At 62.5% G+C, this 12,954-nt stretch carries 12 protein-coding genes and 1 pseudogene; 8 read left to right on the top strand and 5 right to left on the bottom strand.

Going from position 1 to position 12,954, the window contains the following annotated elements; genetic code table 11:
* Nucleotides 1-64: 64 nt before the first annotated feature.
* Nucleotides 65-1,594, bottom strand: coding sequence for an MFS transporter (locus CEC48_RS29130; RefSeq protein ID WP_088426975.1), 1,530 nt, complete (start codon nucleotides 1,592-1,594; stop codon nucleotides 65-67).
* On the bottom strand, nucleotides 1,591-2,076 hold the full coding sequence (locus CEC48_RS29135; protein WP_088426976.1) for a heme-binding protein: 486 nt from the start codon (nucleotides 2,074-2,076) through the stop codon (nucleotides 1,591-1,593). The genes CEC48_RS29130 and CEC48_RS29135 overlap by 4 nt, the downstream gene beginning before the upstream one ends.
* Nucleotides 2,077-2,179: 103 nt before the next feature.
* Between CEC48_RS29135 and CEC48_RS29140 the strand changes: the two genes are divergently transcribed.
* Nucleotides 2,180-3,061 (top strand): LysR family transcriptional regulator, encoded by an 882-nt coding sequence (locus CEC48_RS29140; RefSeq protein WP_088426977.1) that lies wholly within the window; start codon nucleotides 2,180-2,182, stop codon nucleotides 3,059-3,061.
* Between the two features lie 438 nt (nucleotides 3,062-3,499).
* Here CEC48_RS29140 and CEC48_RS29145 read toward each other — a convergent pair whose 3' ends face one another.
* Nucleotides 3,500-4,453 (bottom strand): aliphatic sulfonate ABC transporter substrate-binding protein, encoded by a 954-nt coding sequence (locus CEC48_RS29145; RefSeq protein WP_088426978.1) that lies wholly within the window; start codon nucleotides 4,451-4,453, stop codon nucleotides 3,500-3,502.
* Between the two features lie 245 nt (nucleotides 4,454-4,698).
* Here CEC48_RS29145 and CEC48_RS29150 point away from each other — a divergent pair, with 245 nt between their 5' ends.
* The 6 genes from CEC48_RS29150 to CEC48_RS29175 all read left to right on the top strand — a co-directional run bounded on the left by CEC48_RS29150 (nucleotide 4,699) and on the right by CEC48_RS29175 (nucleotide 10,527).
* Complete coding sequence (locus CEC48_RS29150; protein ID WP_088426979.1) at nucleotides 4,699-5,637, top strand: aliphatic sulfonate ABC transporter substrate-binding protein; 939 nt, start codon at nucleotides 4,699-4,701, stop codon at nucleotides 5,635-5,637.
* On the top strand, nucleotides 5,634-6,953 hold the full coding sequence (locus CEC48_RS29155; protein WP_088426980.1) for an LLM class flavin-dependent oxidoreductase: 1,320 nt from the start codon (nucleotides 5,634-5,636) through the stop codon (nucleotides 6,951-6,953). The genes CEC48_RS29150 and CEC48_RS29155 overlap by 4 nt, the downstream gene beginning before the upstream one ends.
* Nucleotides 6,954-7,090: 137 nt before the next feature.
* Entirely contained in the window at nucleotides 7,091-8,158 is a 1,068-nt protein-coding gene (locus CEC48_RS29160) for an ABC transporter substrate-binding protein (RefSeq protein WP_088426981.1), read from the top strand.
* The gene (locus CEC48_RS29165) at nucleotides 8,145-9,134 is read left to right on the top strand and encodes an ABC transporter permease (RefSeq protein ID WP_088426982.1); all 990 of its coding nucleotides are present in this window, start codon (nucleotides 8,145-8,147) and stop codon (nucleotides 9,132-9,134) included. Before CEC48_RS29160 ends, CEC48_RS29165 begins: the two co-directional genes overlap by 14 nt.
* Nucleotides 9,128-9,916 carry an ABC transporter ATP-binding protein gene (locus CEC48_RS29170; protein WP_088426983.1) on the top strand — a complete coding sequence of 263 codons (789 nt, stop codon included), beginning with the start codon at nucleotides 9,128-9,130 and terminating at the stop codon, nucleotides 9,914-9,916. Before CEC48_RS29165 ends, CEC48_RS29170 begins: the two co-directional genes overlap by 7 nt.
* A complete protein-coding gene (locus CEC48_RS29175) occupies nucleotides 9,916-10,527 on the top strand; it encodes a histidine phosphatase family protein (RefSeq protein WP_088426984.1) in 612 nt (203 codons plus the stop codon). The genes CEC48_RS29170 and CEC48_RS29175 overlap by 1 nt, the downstream gene beginning before the upstream one ends.
* 191 nt (nucleotides 10,528-10,718) lie before the next feature.
* Here CEC48_RS29175 and CEC48_RS29180 read toward each other — a convergent pair whose 3' ends face one another.
* Nucleotides 10,719-11,582 carry a LysR family transcriptional regulator gene (locus CEC48_RS29180; RefSeq protein WP_088426985.1) on the bottom strand — a complete coding sequence of 288 codons (864 nt, stop codon included), beginning with the start codon at nucleotides 11,580-11,582 and terminating at the stop codon, nucleotides 10,719-10,721.
* A 102-nt stretch (nucleotides 11,583-11,684) separates the two neighbouring features.
* Between CEC48_RS29180 and CEC48_RS29185 the strand changes: the two genes are divergently transcribed.
* Nucleotides 11,685-12,683, top strand: coding sequence for a quinone oxidoreductase (locus CEC48_RS29185; RefSeq protein WP_088426986.1), 999 nt, complete (start codon nucleotides 11,685-11,687; stop codon nucleotides 12,681-12,683).
* Nucleotides 12,684-12,744: 61 nt separating this feature from the next.
* Here the strand turns inward: CEC48_RS29185 and CEC48_RS29190 are convergent.
* Nucleotides 12,745-12,954, bottom strand: a pseudogene (locus CEC48_RS29190) (hypothetical protein); the annotation flags it as partial.

The following is a 12,954-nucleotide window of genomic DNA, read 5'->3' on the forward strand; positions in this document are numbered from 1 at the left end:
TGTATTGACTGACACTCCGCATTCGCGAGCAAGCCCGCTCCCACATGGTTTTGTGGTGGTCAACTCACCGAGTTGGTAGTGAAGCCTGCGGCACCGCCGGTATGGGATGGCGCATCAACGATCCCACCACCAGCGCCCCCAGCAACCCCAACAGTCCCGCCACCCACAACACCACGCTGAACCCGCCCACAAACGCCTGCCGGGCCAGTGGCTGCACCATCCCCCGTGCCGACTCAGGCAGCAACGCCATCGCCGCCGGCATATCGCCTGCCACCACCCGTGAAGCAATCCCCGACACCTGTTCCTGCCACTGCGGGCCGATGCTTGTGTGCAGCAACTGTTCGCTATGGCTGCTCAACAAGGCGCCGTACACCCCGATCGCCAGCATGATCGCGCTGAAGCGCATGGTGGTGCTCATGCCCGACGCCATTCCGGCGCGGTCCCGTGGCACACAGGCCATGATGTTCTTCTGTGTGTCGCCATTGAGCAATCCTGCGCCGGCCCCTGTGACGGCGATCGCCAGGGCGAACGGCAGGTAGCCGCCGACATTCACCGACCAGGCGCTCAGCAGGTTGCCGCAACCCACCAACGCCAGGCCCGTCGCCATGATCGTCGCCGGGGAAAAACGACCAGCCAGGCGTGCACCGATTCGCGGGCAGATCAACATGGTCAAGGCAAACGGCAACATGCCCAGCCCCGAGGCTATCGCGGAAAACCCCAAGCCGTTTTGCAGGTAGAACGGCAGCAGCGTCATCATCACCTGGGCGCAGCCGGCGTAGGCGAACATCCCCAGCAGTGCGCCGATGAAGCGTGGCTGCTTGAACAGTTGCAGGTCCACCATGGGCCGCTGTTGCAGGCGTTCGGCGAGTACAAAAACCCCCAACAAAGCGATGCCGCCGAGCAACCGGGCGTAAGTCAGCGGGTTGTCCCAGCCGATGCGGTTGGCTTCGATCAGACCCCAGATCAAGCACAGCAAGCTAGCGCTGAAGGTCAGGCTGCCCCAGGGATCGAGCCGCGCTGATTGGCTGTCACGCGAATGCGGGATTGCATGCAGCGACAGCGCCATCAAGCCCAGGCCGATGGGCAAATTGAGATAGAAAATCCAGCGCCAGCCCAGGTACTGAGTAATCAAGCCGCCCAGGGTCGGCGCGGCGGTCATCGCCACGCCCATGCAAGCGCCCCAGAACGCCCAGGCCTTGGCGCGTTCCACTTCGTCGTGAAAGGTGTGGCCGATGGACGCCAGCGCAGAGGTCAGCAGCAAGGCCGCACCGACGCCTTTGACGGCGCGGGCGATATCCAGGAACAACGCATTCGGTGCCGCGCCGCAACCCATGGAGGCGAGGATGAAAATGCTCAGGCCCCAGATCAGGCTTTTCTTGCGCCCGAAGCGGTCGGCAATGCTCCCGGCCGGCAGCAACAGCGCGGCGAATGCCAGCATATAAGCGCTGACCACCCACTCGATATCGGCAAAATTCGCCCCCAGGTCTCGGGCGATGCTCGGCAGGGTGACGGCGACGATATTGGTGTCGAGCACAATCAGCGAGCAGACCCCGGAGGCGGTCAACAGCGTGAGGCGTGGGCTGACGTTGCTCATCGTTGCACCGAACCGACCGCCGCGAGGGCGATTTCGTCGTCATGGGCCGGGGTGTCGGCGCTGATGCCGATGGCGCCCACGACCTGGCCGTCAAGGATGATGGGCTGGGCGCCTTTCATCATCAGCAGGCCCGCAGTGATGGCTGCCTGGCGTCCACCGTTGATGGCGTTTTCCAGGTCTGCGGAGGGCCGTTTGAACAGCGCCGAAGTGCGTGCCTTGCCCTGCGCCAACTCGATACCCGCGACTACCGGGGCACCGTCCATACGGATCGTCAGGATTGGCCAACCGCCGTCATCGACGATCGCCAGCGCGCAAGGCCAGCCTTTGTCGGTGGCTACCTGGCGGGCTGTAGCGGCGACCTGCTGGGCCACCGCCAGATTCAGGATTGCTTTGTGGGCAATACTGGAGGGTGGCTCTGCGGCAAATGCCGCAGGTAGGGTATAAAGACCGGCGAGTGCCAGGACTAATGATTTGACTAGCATGGGAAAGCCTCTCTACTGTAAGCGTACCGCGAGCTTATCCCCGGTCAGTGGCGCCGTTGTTAGGTGCTATAGAGAACTTCATTACCTTTGAGCTAATCCTGTGATGGAAATACGGCATTTCCGCTACTTCCTGGCCGTTGCCCGGCAACGCAATTTCACCCGCGCCGCCGAACAGCTGGGCATCGCGCCGCCGACCCTGAGCCGGCAGATCCAGGACATGGAACACACCCTCGGCACCCGCTTGTTCATCCGCCGTCAGCGCGAAGTCAGCCTGACCGAGGCGGGCGCGGCGTTACTGATCGAGGCGCAAGCCACCGTGCGGCAGTTCGAATTTGCCCAGCGCAATGCCCAGCGTGCCGGGCGAGGCGAGATCGGCCATATCGAATTGGGGTATGTGGCGTCGGCGGTGTATTCGGGGCTGTTGCAGCGCCAGGTGCAGTCGTTCTGCGCGGATTGCCCGGATGTGAGCCTCAATGTGCGGGAGAGCCCCATGGCGGCGTTGCCGGGGCTGGTGGCCGAGGGGCGCTACGACATTGGTTATATTCGCTCGCCCATGACCTTGCCTGACGGCGTCGAGGCGGTGCGGTTGAGCAGTGAGGGGTTTGTGCTGGCCCTGCCTCAGGATTCCTGGTTGCTGGGATTAAAGGCGATCAGCTGTGAGCATCTGCAAAACGAGACCTTCATCTTGCCCGAGCAAATCAGCGGCACGTTGCAGGTGGCGGCGCAGGGTGGTTATGCGCCGCGCCTGGGGCCGCAGCCGGGTGGGTTGGTGGCGGTGATTGCATTGGTTTCGCTGGGGCAGGGGGTGGCGGTGGTGCCGGAGTCGGTGGTGGGGCATGTGGGGTTGCCTAACGTGGTGTATCGCACGATTGAGGGCAGTGAGGCGTCGTCGTGGTTGTCGCTGATCCACCGGCGTTTCGAAAAGGCGCCGGCGGTGGGGCGGTATATCGAGCAGGTCAGGCAGAGCGCCAAGTTGGAGGCTTGAGCGCGGCGGGTTGGGTGCTTTGCGGGTTAATTGTGTTGCTGCCTTCGCGAGCAAGCCCGCTCCCACATTCGACCGCATTTCAAAGATAGAACTCGGTCGAATGTGGGAGCGGGCTTGCTCGCGAAGGTCGTTAACGATGACGCTGGCATCCTGATTCAACGCGGCGCTCTCAGGTTTTTCGCTGGCAAGCCGGCTCCTACAGAAGTGCGGTTTTTGATCTGCGGGCCCCGTTAACCACAATGGCCTTCGTTCCGGCATGCCGAGCCTAGGCGAGGCACCGAGTGGTGGGGCGAAGACCTTTTGGTTACTTTTGGCTGGGCCGGCATTCCGGGCGTTTACCAAAAGTGACCTGCTGTAAGAGCGGAACCATAAGAAGCCGTTACCGCAGCAACGGATATGTACCCAGCCCAGCCATAGCGCCGTTTGCCTAGTGAACCGTCAAGGCTTCCACACCTGCACATCCTGAGCATCCACCGCCTTGGGCAACAACCCCGCCTTGAAGAACGCATCCGCAATCTTCTGCTGCTCACCCAACTGATTCAGCGTCACCGGCTGCACCTCATAACTGCGATGAGCGTTGGCGGCCTCGACAGTCTCCACATCCAGGTTGCCCCACAACGGGCCCAACACTTTCGCGGCATCACGCGGGTGACTTTTCACCCACTCGCCAGCCTGGTGCAATTGCTCGTAAACCAGTTTCAACACCTCCGGATGCGCCTTGGCGTAGGGCGTGCCCGTCAGGTAGTAACGCTTGTAGCTGGCAAGCCCGGTGCCGTCCGCGAGGGTGCGGGTGGGCAGTTGGCGCTGCACGCTGGTGAGGAAGGGTTCCCAGGTGACCCAGGCGTCGACCTTGTTGTTTTCGAACGCGGCGCGACCGTCTGCGGGCGTCAGGTACGCCGGCTCGATATCGGAGAATGCCAGGCCCGCCTTGTTCAGGGCGGCGATCAATAGGTAGTGGGTGCCGGCGGCCTTGGTCACGGCGATTTTCTTGCCTTTCAAATCCGCCAGTTGCTGGATCGGCGAGTCCTTGCGCACCACGATCGCCTGCGCTTGCGGCGAGGGCGCTTCCTGGGCGAAGTAGGTGAGCTTGGCCTGGGCGGCCTGGGCGAAGATCGGCACGGTGTCGGCCACATCGGCGCTGATGTCGACGTTGCCCACATTCAGCGCTTCCAGCAGCGGCAGGCCGCTGGGGAACTCGTGCCAGGTGACGTCGATGCCGTCGGCCTTGAGGGCTTTTTCCAGGGTGCCCTGGGTTTTCAGCAAGGTGATCAGGGTCGAGGATTTCTGGTAACCGATGCGCACGGTTTCCTGGGCCTGTGCGGTGATGGCAGCGGCAAAAGCCAGCACCGCCAAACCAGCGACGAGGGGGCGACGTAGTGAAAAGTTGGGCATGAGGGGCTCGACCTTAAGCAAAGTTCTCTCAAGCTTAAGGTTCTAAAAACCATTCGATAAATACTCTTTCGGTCTTAGCTTAGGACGCTTTTTGCCTGCGCCAGTGAAACGGGCATAACCATAGAATTATATGGTTCTTTCATAATCACTCGTCATTAATATAATCGAATTCGCTTTTATGCCAGGCCACATGCCTCGCTCGGGCACTCGCTGCGTTCTCCATTCCTCCCAAGCCAAGGCCTTTCATGACGTTGAAGAAACTCATTGTCGCCGCCAGTCTGCTGCTCGCCGCAGCGGCGGCCCATGCCGAGCAGACCCTCGATATCAGCTACCAGCGCTCATCGACCTTGTGGATCCTGCTCAAGCAGAACGGCCAGTTGGGACAGCGCCTCAAACCCTTGGGCTTTACCGTCAGTTGGCACGAATTCAGCACCGGCCTGCTCAGCTCACTGAACGCTGGCAGCGTCGATCTGCATGCCGACGTAGCCGATGCGTTTGCGCTGTTCACCCAGGCTGCCGATGCGCCGCTGACCTACTACGCGCAGGAGAATTCATCCCCCGGCGCCCAGGCGATCATCGTCCAGGACACATCACCGATTCACAGCGTCGCCGAACTCAAAGGCAAGACCGTCGCAGTCTCCAAGGGCTCCGGCAGTAATTTCCTGTTGATCTCGGCATTGAAGAAGGCTGGGCTGACCCTCGCCGATATCACCCCGCGTTACCTGGAAGCCCCGGACGGCGGCGCGGCGTTCGCCAATGGCAGTGTGGATGCCTGGGTCATCTGGGACCCGTTCCTGGCCACCCAGCAACTGGATCATCACGTGCGAGTGCTGGCTGATGGCAGCGACGGGCTGGCGGACTACAACCGTTTCTACCTGGCGACCACCAAGTTTGCCAACGCCCATCCCGACGTATTGCAGGTTACCTTCGACACCCTGCGCGAGACTGGCCAGTGGGTCAAAGCTCACCCCAAGGAAGCCGCACAAATTCTCGGCCCGCTGTGGGGCAATATCGACCCGGCCACGGTGGAACTCGCCAACAGCCGCCGCAGCTACGACATCATCCCGGTGAACGTCGCGAAACTGGCTGAGCAGCAACGGATCGCCGACACCTATTACGCGGCCAAGCTGACACCCAAACCGCTGAAGGTTTCCGACATCACTGTGTGGACGCCCAAGCCATGAGCCGGCAAATCCACCTGTCCGCGTTCCTGCTGAGCGGGCCGGTCGTGCACAGCCATGCGGTGTGGCGCCACCCGAAAACCATCGGCAATTACCTGGACCCCGAGTACTACGCCCGAGTCGCCAACGTGGTGGAAGAAGGCCTGTTCGACTTCCTGTTCTTCGCCGACCGCCTGGCCGTCGGTGACCAGATGGGCGGCTCCCGGGACCTGGCCTTGCGGTATGGCGCCCAGGACGCCACCCGCCTGGACCCGTTGCCGATCCTCTCCTACCTGGTGGGCCAGACCCGCAAGCTGGGCCTCGGCGCGACCCGTTCCACCACCTACTACGAACCGGCGCATATCGCCCGGGAATTCGCGACCCTGGATCACCTGTCCAAGGGCCGTGCGGCCTGGAACATCGTCACCTCGATGAACGACAGCGAAGGGCGCCTGTTCGGCAAGGACAAGCACCTGGAACACGACCTGCGCTACGACCGCGCGGATGAGTTCGTCGAAGTGGCGCTGAAACTCTGGCGCAGTTGGGGCCCGAACGCCCTCAAGCTCGACCGCGAAAGCGGGGTGCTGGCCGACCCGTCGCAGATCCAGTCAGTGCAGCACAGCGGCGAGTGGTTCAAGGTCGAAGGCCCGCTGAATATTCCGCGCACACCCCAGGGCCGACCGGTGCTGATCCAGGCCGGGTCCTCCGGGCGTGGCCGGCGCTTTGGCGCCAAATGGGCCGAGGCAATCTTCACCATTCACCCGCACTTGAATGCGATGCGCGCGTTTCGCGATGACGTGCGCGCACAGGTGGTGCAACAGGGCCGCGATGCCGACAGCTGCAAGGTGCTGACGGCGGTGATGCCGTTCATTGGCGGCAGCGAAGCCGAGGCCCGGGCCAAGCGCGACCGGCACAACGCCCTGGCGCGGCCGGAGTTGGGGCTGGTGACCCTGGCGTCTCAGCTCAACGTCGACCTGTCGTCATTCCCGCTGTCAGCGACCCTGGCAGACATCGCCAAATCGCCGCTGATCCACCCGGCCGCCGCTGAAAAACTGCTGATGCAGGGCGCTGATACCACCCTTGAGCAACTGGGGCGGATCTTCGCCAGCAGCGTGCGGGTGCCGCAACTGGTGGGCACCGGTGCGCAGATCGCCGACCAATTGGCCGAGCTGTTCCTGGAGGGCGGCTGCGACGGGTTCGTGATCTCACCGGCGTATCTGCCGGGCTCGTTCAGTGAGTTTGTCGAGAGCGTGATTCCCCATCTGCAACGCAAGGGCTTGTTCCGCCGTGCCTACGAAGGCTCCACCCTGCGCGAGCACCTGGGGCTGGCCGAACTGTAGGAGGAACTGTAGGAGCGAGCTGGCTCGCGAAAAACTCAAGGGCGCCGCGTTCATACAGGTTTACCTCATCATCGCTAACGACCTTCGCGAGCAAGCGCGCTCCTACAAAAGATCATCCAATACAAAGGAATATGTGCATGGCCACTTTCGATCGTTTGACCCGTCGTCACCTGCTGGGCATGGCCAGCGTTGCCCTGGCCAGCCCGTTGCTGATGTCGCTGCCGCGCCTGGGCCTGGCCGCCGATGAGCATACCGGGCACAACACCCCGAGTGAACCGGCGGGTACCGGCGATTTTATCCGCCTGGACACGCCGCGCTCGTTGAAACTGGCGGTCAACCTCAACGCTGTGTGCCTGGCGCCGGTGGTGATTGCCCACGGCCAAGGCTTCTTCAAGAAGCACAACCTGGATGTGGAGCTGGTCAACTTTGGCAACTCCACCGAAGTGCTGCTCGAAGCCATCGCCACCGGCAAGGCCGACGCCGGCGTGGGTATGGCGCTGCGTTGGCTGAAGGCGCTGGAGCAGGGCTTTGACGTCAAACTCACCGCCGGCACCCACGGCGGTTGCCTGCGCTTGCTCAGTGCGGTCAACGGCAACGTGCACACGCTTGAAGACCTGAAAGGCAAGGCCATCGGTGTGACCGACATGGCCAGCCCTGACCGAAATTTCTTCTCGATCCTGCTGAAAAAACACGGCGTCGACCCGGTGCGCGATGTCGAGTGGCGGCTGTACCCGGCCGACCTGTTGGGCACCGCGCTGGAGCGTGGCGAGGTGCAGGCCGTGAGCGGCAGCGACCCGTTCATGTACCGCCTGATCAAGACCGGCAAGGCCCAGGAGTTATCCACCAACCTGGTGGAGGAATACGCCAACCTGAGTTGCTGCGTGGTCGGCGTGACCGGCAAGTTGGTGCGCGACGAAAAACGCGTGGCCGCGGCGCTGACCCAGGCGATTCTCGAGGCCCACGATTATTCGGTGCAGCACCCGGAAGAAGTGGCCAAGGGGTTCCAGGCCTACGCGTTGAATACCTCCACCGAAGAAGTCCAGGCCATCCTCCACGACCACACCCACGGCCACCATGCGGTCGGCGCCGCGCTGACCACCGAAATCACCACCTACGTCAGCGACCTGAAGACCGTGGAAGTCATCAGCAAGGGCACCGACCCGGTGGAGTTTGCGAAGGAGATCACCGCTGATGTCTTCAGTTGAGGCGACAACCCTGAGCCCGCCGCTGACGTTGAAAGTGTGGTGGCAGGGCGCAGCCGTGGTGACGGCCTGGGTGGCGGTGGCGTTGCTGATCCGCTATTGGCCCAACGCCACGCGGTTATGGCCGATGACCCAAGGCCTGGCCAATCTGTGCTTTGCGGTGGCAGTGGTGTTTGTAGCCCTGAGCATCGTGGGGCATCGTTTTGCCAAGGTCAGGCTGCGCATTCGCGGTGTCGCGCCGTGGCTGATCGCCTTGCCGATTCTGCTGGGCGTCTGGGAACTGCTGACCGCAAAGCTGGCCTTGCTGCCGGTGCCGTTCTTCGCGCCTCCCCAAGCGTTGTTGGCGGTGTACGTGGATGACTGGGCGCGCCTGGCGGATAGCCTGTTGCACTCGGCGCTATTGCTTGGCTCTGGCGTGGCACTGGGCGCGGCTACCGGCTTTGTCGCTGGCGTGGCCATCGGCTGGTCCAGCAGCATTGGCTATTGGCTGCACCCGGTGCTGCGCATCCTCGGCCCGGTGCCTTCGACGGCACTGCTGCCACTGTGTTTTTTCCTGTTCCCCAGCAGCTGGAGCGCCAGCGTTTTCCTGATCGCGCTGGCAACCTGGTTCCCGGTCACGGTGTTGACGTGGTCCGGCGTGGCCAGTGTCGACAAGGCCTATTACGACGTGGCCCGCACCTTGGGTGCCAAACACGGTTTCCTGATTTTCAAGGTGGCGATCCCGGCGGCCTTGCCCCATGTATTTGTCGGTTTGTTCATGGGCCTGGGTGCGTCGTTTTCGACCTTGGTGGTGGCGGAAATGATGGGCGTCAAATCCGGTATCGGCTGGTATTTGCAATGGGCCCAGGGGTGGGCCGCCTACGCCAATATGTACGCGGCGCTGCTGCTGATGGCACTCGCCTGTTCAGGGCTGATCTCCGGGCTGTTCCTGGTGCGTGACCGGTTGCTGGCCTGGCAAAAAGGAGCAATGAAATGGTAGCGCTGGCGAAGGCAATTTCAGCCAACACCGGGCTCGCGTTGCGCATCGAGAACCTGAGCCACGGCTTCGCCCTGGACGGGCAACATCTGCCGGTGCTGGAGCGGGTATCGCTGGACGTCGCGCCGGGAGAATTTGTCGCGTTGCTGGGGCCCTCGGGCTGCGGCAAATCCACGTTGCTGCGCTTGGTGGCCGGGCTTGAACCGGCGGACAGCGGCGCATTATTGGCGGACGACGTGCCTATCGGCGGTCCCGACCCGAGCCGGGTAGTGGTGTTCCAGGACCCGACCTTGTATCCGTGGCGGCGAGTGTGGGACAACGTTGCCGTCGGCCTGGAGGCCCAGGGCCTGCTCAAGACCCATTCGGCCAAGGTGGACGAGGCGCTTGAGAAAGTCGGCCTCAGCCAGTTCGCCCGGGCCTACCCACGCCAGTTGTCGGGCGGGATGGCGCAGCGGGTGGCGTTGGCCCGGGCGCTGGTCAATCAGCCGCGACTGTTGATCCTGGATGAACCACTGGGCAAGCTCGACTCACTGACGCGCATCACCATGCAAAAGGAGTTGATCGACCTGTGGCAACGCCAGGGCTATACCGCACTGTTGGTTACCCACGATGTGGAAGAGGCGTTGCTGTTGGCCAATCGGGTGGTAGTGTTCAGTGATCGGCCTGCGAAGATTCAGGCGCAATTGACCATTGAGCGGCCTTATCCGCGGCATCGCGATGACCCGTATCTGGTGGATTTGCGCCGCCGGATATTGGGCTTGTTGGGGTTGGGGGAGAGTTGGTAGTGCAGTTATATGTGGTTCGCCACGGTGAGACCCGGGCTAATGCCGAGGGGCGTTACCAGGGGTCGCTGGATATTGATCTCAACGAACGCGGCCTGCTCCAGGCGCGGGCGTTGCGGGCAAAGTTGCCGGTGCAGATCGACGCCGTTGTGGTCTCGCCGCTGCGCAGGGCTCAGCAAACGGCGGCGATTGTGTTTGCGGATGATGGATTGGCATTGCGCACGCTGGATGCGTTTCGTGAGCGCGGTGTGGGTGTGTTTGAAGGGCTGACCCAGGCGGAGGCGGCCCAGCGGTATCCCGAACTGTGGGCGCAGAATATTACCCGGCAATGGGCGTTGGCGCCGACTGATGGGGAGTCAATCTCGCAGTTTGTCGAGCGTATTCGGGTTGGGTTGAATGAGCTGCTGGTGAGCCATGGGCAACAGGTGGTGGTGCTGGTTGCCCACGGGGTAGTGGCCAAGGCGATCCGGGCATTGGTTCGCGATGATTTTTCAGACTTTTTCGACTGGCAATTGCGCAATGGAGAAGTGTTGAGCCTCAAGGTCGATGGAGAGCCCAATGTGGCGAGGGAGCTTGCTCCCGTTGGGGAGGCCACAGTGGTCTTTCAGGAATAGCCGGTAAATGCTTTTGGGGTTGCTGCGCAACCCAACGGGAGCAAGCTCCCTCGCCACAGGGTTTGTGTGAATCAAAGCGGTGTTGTCTACCGGGTGTTTCTCAACGCCTGCGGTGTCGGGCTTTCATCCAACGTCCCGACCCGCAGCACAACCAATCCTGGCGCGGCCCTGACGGACTGCATAGTGCCGGGTTAACGCCGCAACTGCGGCTCACTCTCGATGCAACTCACCAAAAATTCCATCACCACCTTCACCGAAGGCGAGCGGCGCATGTCCGGATACACCGTCAGCCAGATATCGCGAACCGGGCCTTCGGTATTCGTTGCCAGCTTCACCAAGGCCGGGTCGTGATCACCCATCAGCGTCGGCAATACCACCGCGCCCACCTGGGCCCGGGCGGCCATTTGCTGGGTGATCAGGTCGCTGGCGGCAAAGGCAATCTCGCGGTTGCCGCGCACCTGATGCATCCATGCCTGTTGGGGCAGATGGTCGCGGGTGGTGTCGTAGGCAATGAACGCCCACTGTTCAGCGGGTAACTGTTTGAACTCGGGCGTGGCATAGAGCCCGAAGCGCACGGCGCCGACTTTGCGGCGCACCAGTGCTTCTTCGTCGGGCCGCACGGTGCGCAGGGCAATGTCGGCTTCGCCTTTGTCCAGGGCTGCGAGCATCGTCGAGGACATCAACACGATATTCAGCTTGGGATACTGCGCCCTGAACTGCGCGACCTGGGGCGCGATGCAGTGGATGGCAATCGATGGCGGGCAACTGACCCGTACGGTGCCCGCCACTTCGATCAAGGCCACGCGGGACAGGCGCATCACGTCGGTGGCCATGTCGCCCATGCCTGCTGCCAGCTTCGCCAGTGCCAGGCCTTCCTGCGTGAGCGGGCGGCTACGGGGCAGGCGATCCACCAGTTTTACGCCGAGGGCTTTTTCCAGGGCATCGACGCGCCGGCCAACGGTGGCGTGTTCCACCTGCAGTTCGCGGGCGGCCGCGGACAGCGACTGGGTGCGCGCCAGTACGGTGAAGAAATACAGATCCTGCCAATCGAACATCGGGTTATTTCCGCACGGAGGGTGGGAGGTGTTGGGGAATTCTCGTACAGAGTGGCGCCTTTTACCATGGCGCATTCCCACCGCAAACGGAGTTGTCCTGCGATGAAAGCCTTGACCCTTGAAACCTACGGCGGCCCTGAGGTCGTTCAGCTGCGCCTTGATGTGCCAAAACCCCAAGTAACGCCCGGCCATGTGCTGATCAAGGTCGCCTGCGCCGGGATCAATTTCATGGATGTGCATACCCGCCAGGGCAAGTACGCCAAGTCGGTGACCTACCCGGTACGGCTGCCGTGCACCCTGGGCATGGAAGGTGCGGGTGTGGTGGTGGAAGTGGGCGAGGGCGTGAGCCATCTGGCGCCGGGTGATCGTGTGGCGTGGTGTATTTCCTGGGGTGCGTTTGCTGAGTACGCCAGCGTGCCCGCCGCGCGGGTCGCGCAAATTCCGAATGCGATCGGCTTCGATCAGGCGGCTGCGGCGATGTTCCAGGGCTGCACGGCCCACTACTTGATTGAAGATGTCGCCCGGTTGCACGCGGGCAACCGCTGCCTGATCCACGCTGCTTCCGGCAGTATCGGCCAACTGCTGGTGCAGATGGCCCGTCGACTTGGTGCCACGGTGTTCACCACTGGCAGCAGCGCCGAAAAATGTGCGATTGCCCGCCGGCGCGGCGCCGATTACGCGTGGCAATACGACGGGTTTGCCGAGCGGGTACTGGAGGCAACGCAAGGGCTGGGTGTGGACGTGGTGTTCGATTCGGTGGGCAAGGCCACCTTGCGCGAGAGTTTCAGGGCCTGCCGCACGCGGGGGTTGATCGTCAATTACGGCAATGTCTCCGGTTCGATTACTGACCTCGACCCGATGGAGTTGGGGGAAGCCGGCTCATTGTTCCTGACCCGCCCACGGCTCAACGACCACATGGCTGACGGCCCGACCGTGCAGCGGCGTGCCAATGCGGTGTTCGCGGCAATGCTCGAAGGTTCGCTGACGGTGGATATCGAAGGGCATTACACCCTGGAAGAGGTGCAGCAGGTGCATGCGCGGATCGAAGCGAGGCAGCAGATTGGCAAGGCGGTGGTGTGGCTGGATCGTGAGCTTCAATAATTGCAGGCGAAAAAAAGCCGGCTGATCAGGCCGGCTGGGGGTGAATCGCGAACAACTGGGGTTATGCGCGGTTTTCCATCAGGCGGTCAGCACCACCTTCAGCTACGCGGTTTTCCATCAGGCGGTCAGCACCACCTTCGGCTACGCGGTTTTCCATCAGGCGGTCAGCACCACCTTCGGCTACGCGGTTTTCCATCAGGCGGTCAGCACCACCTTCGGCTACGCGGTTTTCCATCAGGCGGTCAGCACCACCTTCAGCTACGCGGTTTTC

It is taken from the genome of Pseudomonas sp. K2I15, assembly GCF_002204795.1.
GTDB lineage: Bacteria > Pseudomonadota > Gammaproteobacteria > Pseudomonadales > Pseudomonadaceae > Aquipseudomonas.